Source organism: Streptomyces sp. NPDC047081, assembly GCF_040643775.1.
Lineage (GTDB): Bacteria > Actinomycetota > Actinomycetes > Streptomycetales > Streptomycetaceae > Streptomyces.
Genome location: NZ_JBEYUY010000020.1, coordinates 1 through 19,405 on the forward strand (window position 1 = coordinate 1; position 19,405 = coordinate 19,405).

Below are 19,405 nucleotides of genomic sequence, written 5' to 3' on the forward strand. Positions count from 1 at the left end.
GGACCGGCATGCCGAGGCCGCCCGCCGGGGTGCCGGACGCCGGGGCGCCGGCCGGGTCGCCCTGCATCGCGGCCAGCTCCGCCCGGCGCTCCGGCGTCGGCCGGGAGGCGGACGGGCGGGCCGCGCCGCGCAGGACGTAGGCGACCACGCCGAGGATCGCCGCGGTGATCAGCGCGGCGGCCCAGTCGGGCAGGCCGATCGCGAGGGCCAGCCCGACGGTGAGGGCGAGCGCCGCGCCCGCGTAGAGGGCGACCGCGCCGGACGCGGCGTACAGCATGGCCGTACGGCGCTGCTTGCGAGTCTGTTCGCGCAGTTCCTCGCGCACGGTCTCGCGCGCCACCTGCGCCAGCTCGTCGACCAGGTGCTTGTCCAGATGTTCCAGATGATCCAAGCCTTCCATGGCCGCCGAGTACCCGTACACCCGTACGCATAACGCGGCCCGTGACGACCGGAAAGCGCTGCGTCGGCGCCGGACCCCCGGGTACCCGCCCGCCCGCACAACCGGACGCACATCCCCTACCGCAGGAAGAGAAAGAGGATGACCGAGCGCACCGATGTGGTGGAGCTGCTCAAGGGGCAGCACACCAGGATCCGAGAACTGCTCGACGAGGTGGCGAACACCAAGGGCCAGGACCGGGCGCGCCACTTCCACGACCTCGTCCGGCTCCTCGCGGTGCACGAGACCGCCGAGGAAGAGGTCGTCCACCCCTTCGCCCGCAAGAACATCGACGGCGGCGAACTGGTCGTCAAGGACCGCGTCGAGGAGGAGGAGCACGCCAAGCAGGCGCTGTCCCGCCTCGACGACATGGATCCGGACTCGCCCGAGTTCCTGGACCAGTTCGCGGCCCTGCGCCAGGACGTGCTCGCGCACGCCGAGAACGAGGAGCGGTACGAGTTCGCGCACTTCGACCGGGTCGCGGACCGCGGCAGGCTGGAGACCCTGGCCCGCGCGGTGCAGGCCGCCGAGGCCCTCGCGCCGACCCGCCCGCATCCCGGCACCGACAGCGCCGTCAAGAACATGGCGGTCGGTCCGGTCGCGGCCGTCGTCGACCGCACCCGGGACGTCGTGCGCAAGGCGATGGGCTGACCCGCGCGCAAGGCGGCCGGAAAGGGTGACGATCATGCGAAGCGATCTCCTCTTCCGGCCGCCCCAACTAGGCTCGTCCGCATGGACATTCTGGGAGCCACGCTGCGCGTCTGCGTCGACGACCTGGAGACCGCGGTCCCCTTCTACGAACGACTGGCGGGCGGCACCGCGCTGCGTTTCGAGCGCGGTGGCGTCCAGGTGGCCGCGGTCGGCTGCTTCCTGCTGATGAGCGGGCCCGAGGCGGAGCTGGAGGTGCTGCGCAAGGTCGCCGCGACGATCGCCGTCAAGGACGTCGAGGAGGCCCACCGGGTCCTCACCGAGCTCGGCGCCCATGTCGTCGCCGGCCCGGTGGCGACTCCGGCGGGCCGCAACCTGATCGCGGTGCATCCGGACGGCATGGTGTACGAGTACGTGGACCGCAACTCGTAAGCCGCTCACCGCTCCTGTGCGATCGAGCGCGCCAACCGCCGTGCGGAGGGCCGCAGTTCACGCTCCACCGCCTTCTCCGTCCGCCGGTCCAGGACGACCTTCGGCGCGGACGGGCCGCGCCGGTCGAGGAGTTCGACGCGTAGGTGCGTCGGCGGATGGGTGGCGTCCTGCTGGTGCCACTCCAACGCGCTGACCCGGCGCAGCCGTTCACGCTCGCGCGCCGGTACGGCCGCCAGGCGGGCGGCGAGTTGCGGCCACAGCGTCTCGTGGGGGCCGGACAGGTCGGCCGCCAGCCGGTGCAGTTCGTCGTCGATCCGTCCCGCGTGCAGCAGCGTCTCCATCAGGTCCCGGGCGCCCTCGGTGGACGCGACCTCGGCGGCGAGGTCGTCGGCCAGGTACTCGCGCCGCGGGAAGCCGCGCAGCGACACCTTCTCCAGGAGGGTCAGGGCGCTCTGTGCCGCGCGGTGCGGGATCGTGAGCGGGGCCGCGATCAGCACACGGGTGACCGGCCTGTTCCAGCGCTCGGGCCTGAGCACCTCCACCCACAGCCGCAGCGTGTACAGGGCGCTGCCCACCACGCTGCCGTGCCGGGTGTCGCCGCCCGCGAAGTGGCCGAGTTCGTGCCCGAGCACGGCGACCTTCTGCTGCGGGGTGAGCACGGCCCACAGCCCGAGCCCGAGGTGCAGCACGCGCTGCCGCAGCCCGTGGGTGAGCACCCCGGCGTTGACCCGCCCGTCCACCACGATCACGTCGACGCTGCGCGTGCCCACTGCACTCGCGACCTTGTCGACGAGCCCGAACAGCCTTGGCGCGTCGGCGCGTTCCAGCCGCGGCACCCCGGAGCCGAGCCGCGGAAAGCGCGGCAGCAGGACCAGGAACAGCAGCACCAGCGGCACACCCACCGCCCAGGCGACCGGATTGCCCCCGCCCGCCACCAGCAGCCCGACTCCCGCCCCCAGCAGCGCGAACGACAGCCCGTGCACCACGAAGGCCAGGGTGTACGACAGGACGTAGGAGGCCGTCAGCCAGGCCCGCCGCCCCCGCGTGCCCTCACGGGCCAGCTCCTCGAAGGTCCCGGCGCTGTGCCGTCCGGCGAGCTCGCGCCGGCGTGCCGCGGTGCCGCCGAGGCCGTACACGAAGAGCTCGGGCGCCACGTTCCACTCGCAGCCCGTGCACCACACGGGATATCCCTCGTCGACGGGCATGCCCGCCCCGCACTGCGGACAGGTCTGTTCGGTCGTCTGCTCGGCCATGCGTGCCCCACCCCCGTCGCCGCCGTGTCGTACTCGTGTGCGGCGACGAGGGCGGGTACCGCTCCGGTTCGGCCGGGGCGGGGCCGACTTCCCTACGTCTCAGGACTCGGGCGGCCGCATACGGAAGTCGTAGTGCGCCGGCAGCGGTTCGTCGGTGACATGGCTCCACAGCCGGCCGATCGCCTCGGCCCCCTCCCGCAGGTCGGCCACCTCGAAGCCCGCGCGGAACACGTCCAGCGCCTCCTCGTCCCGCCCCTCCGCGCGCAGCAGCCCGGCCTCGATCAGCCGGAACCGGCCGCGCCCGCGGGTGGCCGGATGCAGCCGCCGCCACACGTCACGCGCCTGGGCGGTGCGGCCCACAGCGAGCAGCGCCTCGATCGTCTCGCGGCCCAGCCCGGCCGTGGCCGCCGTCCACGACTCGCCGTTGTCGCGCCGCTCGTGGCACAGGTCGTCGAAGGCGTCGGCGTACCGGTCGGCGGCCCGCTCGTGGTTGCCGCTCTCCTGGTCGGCGACGGCGAGGCAGCGCAGCAACGGCCAGAGGGACGGGGCGAGTTCGAGCGCCCGCTCCCAACTGCGCACGGCCTGCGCCCGGTCGCCCGCGTGCCACTGGGCGACGCCCAGGTGGTACTCGGTGAGCGGAGTGGCCGGCGCGGTCTCCAGCATGTCCCGCCAGTGCGCGGCGACGAGCGTCTGCCCGGGCGGCCGCACCCGGCGCGGCTCGGGGAAGGACCCGGCCCGCAACAGCTGCAGCCACGGCTCCTGCGCCTCGCCGAGCGTGTCCTCGTCGAAGGGCGTGCCGGGCAGCTTCCAGTCGGCGCGCAGCACTTCGAGCGCCCCCCAGCCGGAGCCGGTGGCGAGCACCTCGCCGGGTTCGGTGTCGGCGCACGGCTTCCAGGCGGCGTACGCGGCGTCCAGTTCGGCGCGCGGCAGGGCCGCCTCCAGCCGCACCTCGGCGCCCCGCAGCATGGCCGCCCACTCCCCCTCGGGGCGTGCGTCCAGCGGCCCGTACGCCTCCAGCCAGCTCAGCTCGCTCTCCGGTTCCAGCCGGACATGCTCCAGCTGGGTGCGGGCGAGCCCCGCCTGGATCTCGCAGTAGCCGCCGGTGCCCGGCTCGGTGAGCCACTCCTGCCAGCGCCGCCCGCCGGGGCCCGTCCCCCACACGAAGAGCTTGCGTCCGCGCAGCACGTCGGTGGACGTCTGCACCAGCCCGTGCCCGTCGGCGTCGAGGGCGGCGATCCAGCGCCGCCGCTCGTCCTCGATCTCATAGAAGTAGTCGGCGGCGTAAGGGCTGTTGAGCGGATACGTGCGGTCGATCCCGTCGTACGACGGCACGGGTACCCGGCGCAGCCGCCGCTCGTACCCGAAGTGCCAGGCCTCGTCGGCGGGCGCCAGCACCCGGCACTCCTCGGGCACGGCGATGTTGGACCACCAGTAGGTCGGCACGGGCCGCTCGTGCGGGTTGCGGATGCGGACGCCGACGTACAGGAAGTCGGAGCCGTCCGGCAGCCAGAGGTCGATCTGGAAGGGCAGGTCCCGCAGCCGGTCCCACTCCCACAGGCGGAGCATCTCTCCCCCACTGCCTGAAGGGCGTGGGAGGTGCCCCCACCCGTCGGGGGCGGGGACGCGGGCGGCGTGCAGGGGGGCGCAGGAGAGGGGCGTGTGGCCGGTGGCGCCGATGTTCCATTCGATGCCGCCGGAGAACCAGGCGCCGTTCAGCGCGAAGTTCGCGGGCTGGAACACCGGGTTGCGGTACAGGAGTTCGCGTCCGGTGGGCTTGTGGAGGAGGGAGGCGACGCGGCCGCCCAGGCCGGGCAGGACGGTGGCCTTCAGGCGGTCGTTCTCGATCACCAGGGTGTCGATCTCACGGGGCTCGCGTGTTCTGCCGTAACCGTCCCGGACGCGGACGGGCAGCAGGCTGCGCAGAGGCTCGTAGCCGACCTGCCGCGCCATCTCGCGGGGCAGTTCCTCACGGTCCCGTTCGTCGATGCGGTGCACCTCGTGCAGGAGTCGCAACGGGGGCAGCGGGTTGTCCGGGCCCAGCTCCGCTGCGGGCAACGTCAGTACCTCACGTCGGATCGTCGTCACGATCACCATGGAAGCCGCTCGCCGATGAGCTGACCAGGGGAGGTACCGGTCAGGATTCCGCAAAGGCGGACACGAGGGCGTCGGCGAGCAGCGCGCCGGCCGAGCCGCCCGGGTCGAGATCGGGGTCGTAGATCGTGACGTTGAGCCCGACGCACTGCGGGGAGGCGAGCAACGGCCGCAGCACCGCGACGAGTTCCTCCGGGAGCAGCCCGTCCGGATCCGGGCTGTCGACGGCCGGCATCACCGACGGGTCGAGCACGTCGGCGTCCAAGTGCACCCAGAACCCCTGGAGTTGGGGCACGGCGAAGGCCTGAGCGGTGGCCGTCGCGAGCGCGTCCCCGCCCCACTCCCGCACGTCACCCACCGTCACGACCGGAATCTTCAGGGCGGCGAGTTCGGCCCGCTCCTCCTCGAAGCAGTCCCGGATGCCGAAGTACCGCACGTCCTCGTCGCGCAGATACGGCTTCAGCCCCTCCAGGTCCGTCAGGTCGTCCTGCCCGCGCCCGGTGGCCAGCGCGACCTCCTCCCCGCCCGCCGCGCCGATCCGGTCGGAATTGCCGGGGTGCCGGAAGTCGGGCGAGGCGTCCAGCGAGACCAGCCCGTAGCGCCCGACGCGCCTCAGCGCGAGCGAGGCGCCGAGCTGGATGGAACAGTCGCCGCCGAGCACGACGGGAAAGTCCCCGGCCCGCACATGCCGCTCGATGCGGTCGGCGAGCCTCACGGTGTACGAGGCGATGGCGGCGGCGTTGAAGACCCCGTCGCCCTCCTGCCACTCCCCCCGGTCGTACCGCGGCGGCACGACGACCCCGCCCTCCAGCGCCCCCAGCCGCTGCACGATCCGCTGCTCCCGCAGGGCCCCGGCAAGCTTGTAGCAGCCGGGCACGGTGCCGGGGGCGGGCGGGCGCAGGCCCAGGTTGGAGGGGGCGTCCAGCACGACGAAATTCCGCATGCGGTTCATCCTCGTCGACGTACAGTCGGGCCTTCAACGCGATTCGAGGCGGGAGCGGACGGATGGGCGAGCAGCACACGTACCGGGTGATCGTCCGGGGCACGTGGGACGGGCTGAGCGAGGAGGCCCGCGGGCGGCTGCTGGCCGAGGCGGCGGACCACGGCATGGCGAGCATGCGGTTCTCCGAGGAGGGCTCGCTGTCGTACGAGCCGGCGCCGCTCAAGCACTTCTCCATGCGGTACGTGGTCGTGTCGGACGCCGCCGACGGCGAGGAGATGGCGGGCGCGATCGCGGAGGACCGGGCGGAGACGGTGCTGCGGGAGCTGGGCTACGGCTTCCGGGGCCTGAAGTCCACCGTCACGGACCTCGACACCATGAAGATCAACTTCAAGCCCGCATCTCGGCGGTGATCGCCCAGCGCTCGTGATCCCGCCAGGCCCCGTCGATGAAGAGCATGGCCGGCGAGAAGCCTTCGAGCCGGAAGCCGCACGAGCGAGCCATGGCGATCGACGCGGCGTTCTGCGGCTGTACGTTGATCTCCAGCCGGTGCAGCCGCATCGCGCCGAAGGCGTACCCGACCACCAGGTCGAGCCCCTCCCGCATCAGCCCCCGCCCGGCGGCGTGCGCGAACGCGCCGTAACCGAGCGCGCCGCTCTGGAAGCCGCCCTCGACGATGTTGTTGATGTTGATGAACCCGGCGATGGCCCCGTCGCCGTGCTCGCTCTCCTTCTCGCACACCATGAACCCGGCCTTGGTCCGGTCCTCGATCAGCCGGGCCGCGTACGCGGTGTACCCGTTGGCCGTGTCCGGCGGGAACAGCCAGGGCTGGTGCAGGTCCTTGCTCTCCCGGGCCCGGGCGGCGAACTCGGCGCCGTCCTCGTAGGTGAAGTGACGTATCCCCACGCGGGGGCCCTCGGCGAGATAACGGGATGCATGCGGCATCCAGCCACCCTACGGCGTGCCAAGCGCTCCGCTGGGAGAGCAGCGAGGGGTTGTCGGTCGGCTGCGGCGCCATCGTGGCTGGTCGCTCCCCCACTCTCGGCTTCGCTCGAGCGGGAGGGATATGTCACAGCCCCGCTCCCCTGACGGCGTTGCCGAACCGCAGCCGGCTTCCCCAGGACGGCTCAGTTCCGCCGCCTCATGAAATACGCCCCGCACAGAGCGCCGATGACGCCCGTGGCCAGCAGCGCCATCCACAGCGGCATCGTGACCTCGGGGATCAGCAGCCGGATCCTGGTCGCGCGGGTGTTCTCGAAGATGAAGATCAGGGCGAGAACGGCGAGGAGCAGCACGATGATCCGGGAGGGGGTCATCAGCTGCCGGCCCCGGCCCCCGCTCTTGGCGCCGCTCTCGGCGGTCTTCGGGCTCATGCGACCAGGGTGGGCCCGGGGCCCCGCGCCCACACGGCGGGGGCCGCCGTCCGGGTGACGGAGCGGCCCACCCGGACGGTCAGCGCAGGGCGGGCCGGTCGAGGGTCAGCGTGCCCGCGCCGGCGTCGAGTTCGGCGCTCACCCCGAAGGGCACGGTCAGCGCGCCCGCGCAGTGCCCGAACCCGAACTCCTCGGCGACGGGCACCCCGAGGCCGCCGAGCCGGTCGACGAGCATCGCGCGGACCTTCTCGTACGGATCACAGTCCTGCCACGACCCGAGCAGCACCCCGCTCACCCCGTCGAGCCAGCCCGCGCACAGGAGTTGGGTGAGGTAGCGGTCAAGGCGGTACGTCTCCTCGCCGACGTCCTCCAGGCAGAGCAGTCCGCCGCGCGCACCGGGCCGGACGTACGGCGTGCCCAGGTCCGCGGCGAGCAGGGACAGACAGCCGCCCAGGGTCACGCCCCGCGCCCGGCCGGGGACGAGGGCGGTGCCGCCGGAGGTGATCGTGCGGACCGTCTCCGGGGCGAGAAGCGTGGCCTTGAGGTGTTCCTGGGCCTGAGTGTTCTTGATGAAGTCGATCCCTGCCGCCATCGGCCCGTGCAGGGTGACGAGGCCGAGCCGGGTGGCGAAGGCCTCGTGCAGCGCGGTGATGTCGCTGAAGCCGACGAAGACCTTGGGCCCGGCGGCCCGCATCGCGTCCCAGTCGAGGAGTCCGACCATGCGCTGGACGCCGTAACCGCCCCGCGCGCACAGCACCACGTCCACCGCAGGGTCGCACCAGGCTGCCTGGAGGTCGGCCGCGCGGTCGGCGTCCGTGCCCGCCAGGTAGGTGAACTCCCGGTGCCGGTCCAGCACATGGGGTGCCACGACCGGGTCGAGGTCCCAGCCGCGCAGCACGTCGAGGCCGGCCTGGAGCCGCTCCTCCGGCACCGGCCCGCTGGGCGCGACGACGGCGACCCGGGCGCCGGGCGCGAGCCGGGCCGGACGGACGAGTTCCCGTACCTCTTCGGTCACTTGGACAGCTCCAGGGTCGGGATGTCGCGCGGGTTGAGGCCGAAGACCTGGGCGTAGAGGGAGAGTTCGGACTCCAGGGCGCGGATCATGGTCTCCGCGCGGCGGAAGCCGTGGCCCTCCCCCTCGAAGGCGATGTACGCGTGCGGCACCCTCCGTCCGGCCATCCGTTCCAGGAACCGCTCGCACTGGGCGGGCGGGCAGATCACGTCGTCGAGGCCCTGGAGCAGCAGGAAGGGCGCGGTGATGCGGTCGGCGTGCTCGGTGGGCGAGCGTTCCGCGTACCGTCCCGGCACCTCGGCGAGGGGTCCGACGAGGGTCTCCAGGTACTGCGACTCGAAGTCGTGGGTCTCCCCGTCGCCCCAGGAGGCGAGGTCGAGGATGGGGTAGATGATCGTGCCGCACGCGTAGACGTCGGTGCTCGTGAGCGAGGCGGCGGCGGTCCAGCCGCCGGCGCTGCCGCCGCGGACGACCAGCCGGTCGCGGTCGGCGGTCCCCTCGTCGGCGAGGGCGAGCGCGACGGCCGCGCAGTCCTCGACGTCGACGACGCCCCACTGCTCGCGCAGCCGCTCCCGGTACTCCCGCCCGTACCCGGTCGAGCCGCCGTAGTTGACCTCGGCGACGCCGATGCCTCTGGAGGTGAAGTAGGCGATCTCCAGGTCGAGGACGAGGGGCGCGCGGCTGGTGGGGCCGCCGTGCGCCCAGACGACGTAGGGCGGCAGTTCGTCGCCTGGCGGGACGCAACCCGGGTTGTGCGGCGGGTAGATGTGCGCGTGGATGTCGCGTCCGGCGGGGCCGGTGAAGGTGCGGATCTGCGGCTCGGGGTAGTGCGCGGGGTCGACGGCGTCGTCGTGCTCGGCGCCGATCACGCGGGCTCTGCCGATGGGGGCGCCCCCGCGCGAGCCTGTTCGAGCGTGGGGGAGTGCGTCCAGCTCTACGACCTCGTAGGCGCTGCGCGGGCTCGCGCCGACGGCGACCACGCGCTCGCCGTGCACCGCGAGGGTCGGCGCGAACTCGGTCCAGGGGCCGGCCGCGTCGACGATCTCGCCGGTCTCCGGGTCCAGTATCCCGAGGGCGGTGGCGCCGCGGCCGTGCACGACGGCGATCAGGCCGCCGTCCAGCGGGGCGAACCAGCGCTGGCCGAGCTTCCACAGCGGTCCGGCGAACTCCTCCTCGCGGGCGCAGAGCGGGCTGCCGTCGCGGTAGAGGTTCCACCAGCCGGTGCGGTCGCTCGCGTACAGCAGGGAGCCGTCGGCCGCCCAGTCGACCTGCGCGATCGACTCCCGGGGTCCGCCGGCCACGGTCCGCTGCCGATGGAGCGTGCCGTCTTCGGCGACCCCGGCGACGACCAGTTCCGTGCCGTCCCACGGCATCCGCGGATGGTCCCAGGCCAGCCAGGCGGCGCTGCGTCCGTCGGGCGAGAGGCGGGGGCCGGTGACGAACCGGTGCCGGGCATCGGTGAGTTCACGTACCGCGTCCCGGTCCTGGGCGGCCGAACCGTCCAGGGGTACGGCGGCCGGCACGCGGCGCAGATCGGTGGGCCCGTCGCCGGTGAACTCCTCCAGGACGCACCACACTTCGCCCCGGTCGAGCACCAACCGCGGTTCCGCCCAGCGCAGTCCGCCGCCCACGAGGGAGAGGGGCGTCAACGGCACTGGCTCGCCGTCGAGTTCGTACCGGTAGAGCCGCTGGTCGGCGAAGTTCACGAAGACCACCAGCGGGCGGCCGTCCACGACCGCCCCGGCCCAGGGGTGGCCGCCGTACTCGATGACACGGCTGCGGACGTTCCACGGCGGGGGCAGCACCGGCTCCTCCCGGCCGCCGACGAGCCGCCGCACAAGCGTGCGCCGGCCGCCCTCGGTGGGCCGTGGCTCGGTCCACCACGCCTCGTCGCCGACGAAGCCGACGTACTCGGGGTGCCCGTCGTGCGCGGCCGCGAGGGCCGCGTCGATGGGCGAGGGCCAGGATCCGTACGGCAGGGTCTGCACGTTCTCCCCCAACTCGCCTAGGCCGTGCGCAGAAAGCGGTCGAGTACGCGTACCCCGAAGTGCAGCGCCTCGACCGGGACGCGCTCGTCGACGCCGTGGAACATGGCCTGGTAGTCGTAGCCCTCGGGCAGCTTCAGCGGGGTGAAGCCGTAGCCGGTGATGCCGAGGCGCGAGAACTCCTTGGCGTCGGTGCCGCCGGACATGCAGTACGGCACGACCTGTCCCTCGGGGGCGAACTCCTCGACGGCCGCCCGCATCTTCGCGTACGTGGGCGAGTCGAGGGGGGCCTGGAGGGCGATCGACCGGTGGTGGTACTCCCAGTCGACGTCAGAGCCGGTGAGCTTGTCGAGCGTGGCCCTGAACTCGTCCTCGACGCCGAACAGATGGCGTCCGTCGACGTACGCCACGGCCTCGCCCGGAATGACGTTGACCTTGTAACCGGCCTCCAGCATGGTCGGGTTGGCGCTGTTGCGGACGGTCGCCTCGACCAGCTTGGCCGCGGGCCCGAGCTTGTCCAGCAGGCCGTCCACGTCGTCCAGGTCGCTCTCGATGCCGTAGAGCAGGGCGAGTTCGGTCAGCGCGGCCCGCACGGTCGGGGTGAGCCGCGCGGGCCACTCGTACTCGCCGATCCGGGTGATCGCGGCGGAGAGCCGGGTGACGGCGTTCTCCCGGTTGACCTTGGAGCCGTGCCCGGCGCGTCCGCGCGCCGTGAGCTTCAGCCAGCCCGTGCCGCGCTCGCCCGCGGCGATCGGATAGAGCTGCCGCCCTGCGCCGTCGTGGAAGGTGAAGGCCCCCGACTCGCCGACGCCCTCGGTGCAGCCCTCGAAGAGGGCCGCGTGCTCGCGGGCGAGGAACTCGGACCCGTCCCGGGCGCTGTCCTCCTCGTCCGCGGTGAACGCGACGACGACGTCCCGCCGGGGCCGGATGCCCGCACGCGCCCAGCCGCGTACGACCGCGAGGATCATCGCGTCCATGTTCTTCATGTCGACCGCGCCGCGCCCCCAGACGACCCCGTCGCGGATCTCCCCGGAGAAGGGGTGCACGCTCCAGTCCTCGGCCCGGGCGGGTACGACGTCCAGATGACCGTGGACCAGCAGCGCGTCGGCGGTCGGGTCGGAGCCCTCGATGCGCGCCACCACGTTGGTCCGGCCCGCGGTGCGCTCCAGCAGGACGGGTTCCAGGCCCGCTCCGGCCAGTTGTCCGGCCGCGTACTCGGCGGCGGGCCGCTCCCGGCAGTCCCCGCCGCCGCGGTTGGTGGTGTCGATGCGGATGAGGTCGGACGTGAACCGCACGACCTCGTCCAGTGCCTGCTCGTCAGCCATACTGCTCCTCCACGGCGGCCGAGACGATGGTGGTGACCGCCTTGAAGGTACGGATCCCCTCGTACATGGTCTCGCTGGTGTACGCCACTTTCCGCTCCCCGATCCGGCTCACGCCCGGCACCACGGTCGCGGCCAGGGCGAGATGCTCGGCGTCGAACTCGAGCGCGACGGTGAACGGCCCTGCCTGCACCGGTTGTTGACGGACCGCCAGCCGCGCCGCCTCCTTGGCGGCGGCCCGGATGTCGGCGGCGGTGCGGGCCGGGGTGCGGCACACGGCCGCGTACCGCGAGACATGGTCCTTGACGGCGACCTTCAGCGCCTCGGGTGCGTACCCGAGGGCGTCCTCGCAGGCCACGTCGTCACCGGTCACCAGGACGACGGGTACCCCGTACTCGGCGACCACGCGCGCGTTCAGCAGCCCCTCGCTGGCCCGTTCGTCGTTGAGCCACACGCCGGTGATGGAGTTGGCGAGGTAGGTGTGGGCGAGCACACCCTCCATGCCGGCGCCGGCGTGGTAGCCGACGAACGCGATGCCGTCGACGTCTCCGTGCTGCACGCCCTCCACCATGGACAGCGACTTGTGCCGCCCGGTGAGCATCTGCGTGCGCTCGTCGAGCTGTTCGAGGAGCAGGTTCCGCATCGTCCAGTGCGCCTCGTTGACGAGCACCTCGTCCGCGCCGCCGTCGAAGAACCCGAGCACGGCGGCGTTCACGTCCGAGGTGAACATCGACCGGCACCGCTCCCACTGCGGCGTCCCCGGCAGCACGTCGGCCGGCCACGTCACCCCCGTGGCACCCTCCATGTCGGCGCTGATCAGGATCTTCATGGAGCGTCACGTTACGCGCCACGGGGGAAACGGGCCAGGAAGCGGCGGCCGGAGCGCGCCTCCGAAAGCAGCCTCAGAGGGTGCGGCCCAACAGCTCCAGCAGCGCCGTCCAGTGCCGCTCCGACGCCTCGGCGCCGTACATCGCGGTGTCGGCCTGGGTGAAGCCGTGGTGGGCGCCCGCGTAGACCTCGCTGCGATGGCGCACCCCGGCCGCGGTCAGGGACTTCTCCAGGCGGTCGATCTGCTCCGCCGGGTTGGTGGAGTCCTGGTCGGCGTGGCCGAAGTACAGCTCGGCCGTGACGCGGTCGGCGAGCAGGTGGGGGCTGTCCGGCGCGTCGGTCGCGAGGTAGGCGCCGTGGAAGCCGGCCGCGGCGGCGACGCGGTCCGCGTGCGTGCCGGCGGTGCGCAGGGCGAGCCCCGCGCCCATGCAGTAGCCGGTGACGCCGACCGGGCCGTCGGTGGTCAGCGGGGACGCGGCCAGCCAGTCGAGGTAGAAGGCGGCGTCCCGCATCGCGCCCTCGGGGGTGAGGGTGCGCGCGGCCGGCCCCAACTGCCCGATGATCTCCGGGCGTTCGGCCGGGTTGATGAAATCGGGGAGCTCGACCACGGGCGCGGGCCCGAACCGGTAGAAGACGTTCGGGACCAGCACCGCGTAACCGGCCGAGGCCAGCCGGTCGGCCATCGACCTCAGGTGCGGGCGCAGGCCGAAGGCGTCCATGTAGAACAGGACGGCGGGGCGCGGGGTGCTGTCGTCGGGGGCGGCGAGATAGGCGTCGACGGTCCCGTCGGGGGTGGTGATCTCGACGGCGGTGCCCTGTACGGCGGTCATGGGCTCTCTCAGTTCTCGCGGATCGCGGCGTCGGTCAGTTCCTTCACCCGGGCGGCGGGGACGGGCACGCCCGGCGACTGGAAGAACCAGCGCTGCGCCTCCTCCTGGCTCAGCCCCTCCGGCCGCTCCCCCATGTACGGCCCCACATAGGCGGGCGTCCCGGGCGCGAGCCGCCAGCTGTCGGCGAGGCCGCCGATGTCGACGGCGTCGTACCCGAAGGCGTCCAGCAGGTCGACGACCCGCGCCTTGGCCTCCGTGTCGTCACCGGCGACGGGCAGCGCGCTGCGGTCGGCGGCGCCCGCGGGGCGGGCGAGCGTGACCAGGTGGTGGAAGTCGATGGTCGCGAACGTCTTCACCACCCGGGAGTCCGCCAGGTGCCGCTGCACCAGGTCGCTGGAGGTCAGCGCGCCCCCGTCCAGTTCGGCGATGTCGCCGTCGCGCTGCGGGTGGAAGACCATCGCGTCGACGACCGCCTTGCCCGCGAGCGCGGCAGCCGGCAGTTCGCCGTAGGCCTTCAGCGGTACGGCCGCCACGACCAGGTCACCCGCCTGGGCGGCCTCGGCGGGGGTGGCCGCGCGGGCGCTCGGGCCGAGGTCGCCGACGAGGTCGGCGAGGGTCTCGGGGCCGCGGGAGTTGCTGAGCACGACGTCCAGTCCGGCGGCGACGGCCAGCTTGGCGACCGCACCGCCGATCATGCCGCTGCCGATGATTCCGAGGGTCTTGGTCACTCTGGCGCACCTCCGCGTCGTATGTGAAACTGAGTGTCACGCTAGCCACTGAGTTTCGACACTGCAAGCGAGGTTCTACGAGGGAGTTAGGATCGCGGGGTGACGGGAGCAGCGCGTACGAACACGAGGGACATCGCCCGAGCCGCCGTACGGGCCGAACTGGCCCAGGTGGCCTTCGAGCTGTTCCGTCGGGAGGGATTCGACAAGGTCACCCTGGACGACCTCGCGGCGGCCGCCGGCGTCTCCCGCTCCACCTTCCTGCGCTACTTCGGCACCAAGGAGGACGCCGTCCTGGGCGCCTTCGACGGACATGACCGGCGGGTCGCCGACGCCCTGCGCGCCCGGCCGGCCGGCGAGGACGAGTGGACGGCGCTGCGGCGGGCGCTGGACACGGTGATCGAGCGGTACCACCTGGATCCGGCCGGCTCCCTGGAGACGACCCGGCTGGTCCGGGACACCCCGGCGCTGTGCGCGCGACACCTGGAGAAGCAGTACAGCTGGCGCCCGGCCCTGTCCGAGGCCCTGGCCGAGCGCGCGGGCGCCGAGCGGCCCACGCTCGCGCAGTCCGTCCGCGCGGCGGCCGCCCTGGACTGTCTGAACGTCGCCCTCGACCACTGGCTCGCCTCGGACGGCGGCCAGGACCTGGTCGCCCTCCTCGACGAGGCCTTCTCGGCGTTCACGACGGGCTGACCCCCACCCACCCCCAACCCCTCTCCCCTTGCCGGGAGTTGGGGTTCTTTGCCGTGCGTTGACAAAAACCAGGAGCTTGCACTTAGGTTTGCCTTACCTAAGTTTCACCTGTCCTTCGAGAAAGGTGCGCTCCCGTATGAGAGCCGTTCCGTCCGCCCGTACCGCCGCCCGCGCGGGCCTCGCCGCCGTCGCCGCCGCCTCGCTCACCCTGGGCCTGGCCACCTCCGCCTCCGCCGCGACCTCGACCCGCACGGTCACGGACGCGGGCACCACCTACAACCTGTCGCTGACCGCGCCCGACACCGCGGCCGCGTCCGGCCAGACCATCACCGTCTCCGGATCCGGCTACAACACGAGCCAGGGCGTCTACGTCGGTCTGTGCGTGGTCGAGGGCGCGCCGGGAGCGAACAAGCCGAGCCCCTGCCTCGGCGGCCAGGACGAGTCCGGCACCACCGGTGCCTCGCACTGGGTCAACAACACCTTCGGCGGGCTCTTCGCCAACAGCTCCAAGTTCGGCACCGGCGGCACCTTCAGCGTGCAGATCTACGTGAAGGCCACGCTCGACGACGGCAGCGTCTGCGGCGAGGACGTCACCTGCGCCGTGGTCACCCGCGCGGACCACTTCGACAGCGAGGACCGCAACTACGACGTCCACGTCCCGATCACCTTCCAGTGAACCGCGTCCATCACACCGGCCCGGCGGCGCTCCTCGGCGCCGCCGCGCTCGTGACCGCCTCCCTCGCGACGGGCTCCACGGCCAGTGCGGCCGGCAGTCCGGCCACCGGGGTCGGCCAGGCGGGCCAGCGGCTCACGGTCTCCGCCACCGCCGGCCTGGACCCCGAGGGCGAGACGATCCGCGTCACGGGCGAGAAGTACGACGCGACCAAGGGCATCTACGTCGCCCTGTGCAAGGACAACGGCGACGACCGGATCCCCGGCCCGTGCCTCGGCGGCGCGGACACCAGTGGCGGCGCGAGCGCCTCGAAGTGGATCGTCCCGAAGGGCGACCCGAACGAGGGCGAACTCGCGCTCGCCTACGGCGACGGCGGCACCTTCGACGTCGAACTCGCGCTCAAGGCCAAGGACACCAACGTCGACTGCACACAGGTCGCCTGCTCGGTCGTCACCCGCGTCGACCACCGCGGCACCGGCGACCGCTCGCAGGACGTCCGGGTCCCGGTCGCCTTCGCGGGCACGACCCCCGGCGACGGCGAGGGCGTCGACGTACCCGCGGGCACCGTCAGCTACGTCCGCACGGCCGAGTTCACCACCGCCGGCCGACCGCAGGACCTCCTGCTGCATCCCGACTCCGGGAAGCTGTACGTCGGTTCGGCGGACATCCCCGACACGGCGGACGTCAACGAGCGCGGCCTGTACGCCCTCGACCCCGCGGACGGCAGAGTGCTCTCCCACGTCGCGCAGGCCCCCGGCTCGACCGGTGCCCTGGCCGCCCGCAACGTCCCGCTCCTGATCGCACCGCTCGCGGGCGACGGGGTCGTCTTCCACTACCCGTTGCGCGGCATCGGCACCGCCAAGGACGGCGACACCGCCGCGCAGGGCGTCTGGCTGACCGGCGCCACGGTCACCGGCGCGGGCCCCGGCACCGACGCAAGCACGGTGCTGGTCGCCCAGGGCCCGGCCCTCTCCGAGATCGAGACCGCCACCGGAGCAGTCCGGCGCACGGTCACCCTCGACGGCGGCTCGGCCCTCGGCGTGGACGGCGCGCACGGCGCGGCCTGGTCCGCCGGTGCCACCGGCGGCCTGCTGCGCCGCGTCGACACGGGCTCCTTCACGGTGACGGCCACGGCGCAACTCCCCGACGGTTACGTCACCTTCCTCGAAGCCGACCCCGCGACCGGCAACATCTGGGTGGGCAGCGGCACTTCGGTGCTCGTCCTCGACCGCGACGCCAGGCTGCTGGCCACCCTGGAGGGCCAGGACCGGCCCACGGCGGCGGCCTTCGACACGGCCACGGGAGAGGCCTTCGTCCTGCGGGAGGACTACGGCAACGCCGACAACGGCGCGGACAACGTCGGGTCCCTGGAGGTCTACGACACGAGCACCTTCCAGCCGGCGGCCGAGCCCGTCGCCCTGCCGGGCAACCGCGCCGACGCCTACGCGGGCGTCGCCGTCACGCCCGGCGGCGGGTCCGTGTACGTCACCGATCAGGCCGAGAGCAAGGTCGTACGCCTCGACCGGCGGATGTCCCCGAAGGTCGCGCGGTCCCCCGCCGACCAGTCCGTCGCCCCGGGTGAGGAGGTCACGTTCACGGCCACCGCCGAGGGGACCCCGGAGCCGACCGTGCGCTGGCAGGTCAGTACCGATGCCGGACAGACCTGGTCGGCGGTCGAGGGCGCGACGGACACCACGTACAGCTTCACCGCCCTGGCCTCGCACGACGGCCACCGCTACCGCGCCGAGTTCACCAACTCCGCGGGCACGACCCGGACCGCGCCGGTGACGCTGACGGTCACCGAGGCGGGGGGCGGGGAGACGGGCGGGGACGACAGCGGGGGCGTGACCGGCGGGGAGGACAGCGGCGGGACCGACCCGGGCGAGAGCGGCGGCACCACAGGCGGCGACTCCGGCACCGCTGCCAGCGGCGGAACCGGCTCGGGCACGGCGGCGACCGGTGGCACCGGCTCCGAGACGACCGGCGGGTCCGACGTCTCACCGTCCGGAACCGCCGGGACCGGTACGGAGGCCACGGACACGTCCGCCACGAGCGGCAGCCTCGCCGCCACCGGTGTCGGCGCGCTGTCCGTCGCCGCGCTCGCGGCCGCCCTGACGGGCGCGGGCTGGGCGGCCTACCGCCGGGGACGCTCCGTCAACTGACCCGCCCCCGGCGCCTCCTGGCCCAAGTCCGCCCCGCGGCAGCAGCTTCACGCCGCTGGGCGGACCCGACCCGTCGGACGGGGTCAGATGGACACGGCCACCGCGTTGAACGTCGTCTCCGGGGTCTGCGGGCTGGTGAAGCGCGCGTTGACCAGATACAGCCGGTTGCCGAACCGGGCCGCGGTGGTCGGGACGTCGAAGCGCGGGTCGGTGATCGTGCGGCGCAGGGTCGCGGTCGTGGCCCTGGCGTCGAGGTCGAACACGCTGATCAGGTTGAGGCGGTTCTGCACGACGTACAGGGTGCGGCCGATGCGCCACAGCCCGTCGCCGTTGGCCACGTCGGCCGCGCCGGACAGGGTTATCTCGGTCGCGTGGCCGGTCTTCGGGCTCACGTTGTAGAGCTTGCCGGGTGTGCTGCTGACGACGATCAGGCCGCGGCCGTCCGGCGCGGCGACGATGCCGTTGGCGTTGTTGACGTCCGGCGTCTGCACCCAGTCGCCGGTCAGCGGCAGGGCGCGCACCTCGCCGTCACGGCCGCGCGGGACACCGTACAGGGAGGCCGCGCGGGAGTCGGTGAACCAGGCGCGGTCGCCGAGCAGGGTGACGTCGTTGATGAAGTGGCCGGTGGCCTCGGTGAGTTGGTGCGTCTTGAGCAGCTCGCCGGTGCGGGAGTCGTGGACGCGGGCCACTCCCGTGCTGCCGGCGACGTAGAGCAGTCCGTCGCGGTCCAGCTTGAGGCCGACGGCGACCTGGCCGGTCGCTCCGGCGTAGAGGACTCCGCCCGCGCCGGTGCGCAGGTCGGTGCGGTAGATGGCGCCGTTCGCGCGCGAGCCCATGTACGCGAAGGGCTTGCCGCCGATCGCGATGCCCTCGGGGAGCCAGCCGTCGGGGAGCGGGAACTCGGTCGGCCAGGTCGACTCACCGGCGGACGGGGCGGCACTCGCCGTACCGGCGCCGGCCGCGACGGCGAGACCGGCCAGCGCGGCCGAGCCGAGCAGTGCTCTCCGGGACGGATGGTGGGGGTGGGTCCGGGTCATGGTTCGGGCCTCCGGGGATGGGGGGACGGGACGGCGAACACGTGGCTGGACGAACATCGGGAAGTCGATGACCCGGCCTTGACCGAGATTTCGATTCCTGTTCGTGTCAAACGAACCACCGCACACGGGAGTTCCCCGCCGCCCCACCCCTTCCACACGTCGATCAGCGCGCTCCGCGCAAGCGCCGGCGTCAGCTCGTCCGACCCGCCACCACCCACTTGGACGGCAGCACGATCCGCGTGCCCTCGGGCGTGAACTCGGTTGTCGTGAGCGGGAGTTCGCCGCTCGCCAGGATCGTCAGGCCGGCCGTGCGGAAGTACTCGGGTACGGACGCGTCGGCCACCTCGCCGGGGGCGATGCCGTGCTGGAAGATCGGGGCGAGCTTGGGCGGCGGTCCGGCCGGGCTCTGTGCCAGGCCCAGCAGCACCGGCTTGGCGTCCTCGGAGAGTTCGACGAGGAAGGCGCGCCCCCGGTCGCCGAGGAGCGCGGCGATCCCGTCCACCATGGGCTGCCGGTCGTCGGGTTCGGCCTGGTGCAGGACACCGCGCATATAGACGTTGGCGTCGCCGAGCTCCGCGTGCAGCGACTCCGTCTCGTTCTTCTCCACGGCGTCCAGCACCCGGTAGGTCGCCTGCCCGGCGGGGTCGGCATGCCGGGCGTGCTCGATCGCGGCCCCGGACAGGTCGGCGCCGACGACATGCCGGAAGCGGTCGGCGAGGAACCGCGTCTGGGTGCCGTTTCCGCAGCCGAGGTCGACCATCGCGAGGCCGGGGTCGGCGAGGTGCGGCTCGAACAGCGCCAGATGGAGGGCGGCGGTCAGAGCCGGCTCCGCGTCCCAGAAGACGGCCCCCTCCTCCTCGGGGGCGTCCCGCCAGAAGCCCTCCCAGGCCTCCCGGTACCGACTCGTCACGCTCATGGCCAACTCCCCAGGGTGCGCCGCGAACCCCGCCGCAAGTGACGGGCCA

Annotated in this window: 20 protein-coding genes; 6 read left to right on the plus strand and 14 right to left on the minus strand. The window is 73.0% G+C overall.

Translation table 11 applies throughout. The features are described 5' to 3' along the window. The coding region (locus ABZ848_RS31805) for a phage holin family protein (protein WP_360837493.1) at positions 1-400 on the minus strand (400 nt) is incomplete at its 3' end. Between the two features lie 138 nt (positions 401-538). Between ABZ848_RS31805 and ABZ848_RS31810 the strand changes: the two genes are divergently transcribed. Further along, positions 539-1,087, plus strand: coding sequence for a hemerythrin domain-containing protein (locus ABZ848_RS31810; RefSeq protein WP_360837495.1), 549 nt, complete (start codon positions 539-541; stop codon positions 1,085-1,087). Between the two features lie 81 nt (positions 1,088-1,168). Further along, on the plus strand, positions 1,169-1,516 hold the full coding sequence (locus tag ABZ848_RS31815) for a VOC family protein (protein WP_242763268.1): 348 nt from the start codon (positions 1,169-1,171) through the stop codon (positions 1,514-1,516). A gap of 5 nt (positions 1,517-1,521) precedes the next feature. Here ABZ848_RS31815 and ABZ848_RS31820 read toward each other — a convergent pair whose 3' ends face one another. The 3 genes from ABZ848_RS31820 to ABZ848_RS31830 form a co-directional block, all read right to left on the minus strand. Next, positions 1,522-2,769 carry a M48 family metallopeptidase gene (locus ABZ848_RS31820; protein WP_360837497.1) on the minus strand — a complete coding sequence of 416 codons (1,248 nt, stop codon included), beginning with the start codon at positions 2,767-2,769 and terminating at the stop codon, positions 1,522-1,524. Between the two features lie 99 nt (positions 2,770-2,868). Then, the gene (locus ABZ848_RS31825) at positions 2,869-4,863 is read right to left on the minus strand and encodes a DUF5107 domain-containing protein (RefSeq protein ID WP_360837498.1); all 1,995 of its coding nucleotides are present in this window, start codon (positions 4,861-4,863) and stop codon (positions 2,869-2,871) included. A 40-nt stretch (positions 4,864-4,903) separates the two neighbouring features. Further along, entirely contained in the window at positions 4,904-5,803 is a 900-nt protein-coding gene (locus tag ABZ848_RS31830) for an arginase family protein (protein ID WP_360837500.1), read from the minus strand. A 62-nt stretch (positions 5,804-5,865) separates the two neighbouring features. Here ABZ848_RS31830 and ABZ848_RS31835 point away from each other — a divergent pair, with 62 nt between their 5' ends. After that, positions 5,866-6,213: a DUF6204 family protein gene (locus ABZ848_RS31835; RefSeq protein ID WP_360837501.1), complete on the plus strand. Its 348-nt coding sequence runs from the start codon at positions 5,866-5,868 to the stop codon at positions 6,211-6,213. Here the strand turns inward: ABZ848_RS31835 and ABZ848_RS31840 are convergent. The 8 genes from ABZ848_RS31840 to ABZ848_RS31875 form a co-directional block, all read right to left on the minus strand. Then, the gene (locus tag ABZ848_RS31840) at positions 6,191-6,745 is read right to left on the minus strand and encodes a GNAT family protein (protein ID WP_360837502.1); all 555 of its coding nucleotides are present in this window, start codon (positions 6,743-6,745) and stop codon (positions 6,191-6,193) included. The two genes, ABZ848_RS31835 and ABZ848_RS31840, sit on opposite strands and share 23 nt — an antisense overlap. Positions 6,746-6,927: 182 nt before the next feature. Next, on the minus strand, positions 6,928-7,173 hold the full coding sequence (locus ABZ848_RS31845) for a LapA family protein (protein ID WP_360837504.1): 246 nt from the start codon (positions 7,171-7,173) through the stop codon (positions 6,928-6,930). 79 nt (positions 7,174-7,252) lie between these two features. Continuing rightward, the gene (locus ABZ848_RS31850; RefSeq protein WP_360837505.1) at positions 7,253-8,188 is read right to left on the minus strand and encodes an LD-carboxypeptidase; all 936 of its coding nucleotides are present in this window, start codon (positions 8,186-8,188) and stop codon (positions 7,253-7,255) included. Next, on the minus strand, positions 8,185-10,173 hold the full coding sequence (locus ABZ848_RS31855) for a prolyl oligopeptidase family serine peptidase (RefSeq protein ID WP_360837507.1): 1,989 nt from the start codon (positions 10,171-10,173) through the stop codon (positions 8,185-8,187). The genes ABZ848_RS31850 and ABZ848_RS31855 overlap by 4 nt, the downstream gene beginning before the upstream one ends. Positions 10,174-10,190: 17 nt before the next feature. Next, positions 10,191-11,495: a M20/M25/M40 family metallo-hydrolase gene (locus ABZ848_RS31860; protein ID WP_360837508.1), complete on the minus strand. Its 1,305-nt coding sequence runs from the start codon at positions 11,493-11,495 to the stop codon at positions 10,191-10,193. After that, positions 11,488-12,321: a M55 family metallopeptidase gene (locus ABZ848_RS31865; RefSeq protein ID WP_360837509.1), complete on the minus strand. Its 834-nt coding sequence runs from the start codon at positions 12,319-12,321 to the stop codon at positions 11,488-11,490. Before ABZ848_RS31865 ends, ABZ848_RS31860 begins: the two co-directional genes overlap by 8 nt. A gap of 73 nt (positions 12,322-12,394) precedes the next feature. Further along, positions 12,395-13,150, minus strand: coding sequence for a dienelactone hydrolase family protein (locus ABZ848_RS31870; protein ID WP_360837510.1), 756 nt, complete (start codon positions 13,148-13,150; stop codon positions 12,395-12,397). Between the two features lie 8 nt (positions 13,151-13,158). Further along, positions 13,159-13,878 (minus strand): NAD(P)-binding domain-containing protein, encoded by a 720-nt coding sequence (locus tag ABZ848_RS31875; RefSeq protein WP_360837511.1) that lies wholly within the window; start codon positions 13,876-13,878, stop codon positions 13,159-13,161. Between the two features lie 99 nt (positions 13,879-13,977). Here ABZ848_RS31875 and ABZ848_RS31880 point away from each other — a divergent pair, with 99 nt between their 5' ends. From ABZ848_RS31880 to ABZ848_RS31890, 3 genes are all read left to right on the plus strand, one after another. After that, positions 13,978-14,568 (plus strand): TetR family transcriptional regulator, encoded by a 591-nt coding sequence (locus tag ABZ848_RS31880; RefSeq protein ID WP_360837512.1) that lies wholly within the window; start codon positions 13,978-13,980, stop codon positions 14,566-14,568. Between the two features lie 136 nt (positions 14,569-14,704). Beyond that, a complete protein-coding gene (locus ABZ848_RS31885) occupies positions 14,705-15,244 on the plus strand; it encodes a hypothetical protein (protein ID WP_360837513.1) in 540 nt (179 codons plus the stop codon). After that, positions 15,241-17,403 (plus strand): hypothetical protein, encoded by a 2,163-nt coding sequence (locus ABZ848_RS31890; protein WP_360837514.1) that lies wholly within the window; start codon positions 15,241-15,243, stop codon positions 17,401-17,403. The genes ABZ848_RS31885 and ABZ848_RS31890 overlap by 4 nt, the downstream gene beginning before the upstream one ends. 83 nt (positions 17,404-17,486) lie before the next feature. Here the strand turns inward: ABZ848_RS31890 and ABZ848_RS31895 are convergent, their stop codons facing one another. Next, entirely contained in the window at positions 17,487-18,440 is a 954-nt protein-coding gene (locus tag ABZ848_RS31895; RefSeq protein WP_360837516.1) for a superoxide dismutase, read from the minus strand. Positions 18,441-18,630: 190 nt separating this feature from the next. Continuing rightward, the gene (locus ABZ848_RS31900) at positions 18,631-19,356 is read right to left on the minus strand and encodes a class I SAM-dependent methyltransferase (protein ID WP_360837518.1); all 726 of its coding nucleotides are present in this window, start codon (positions 19,354-19,356) and stop codon (positions 18,631-18,633) included. Positions 19,357-19,405 lie beyond the last annotated feature (49 nt).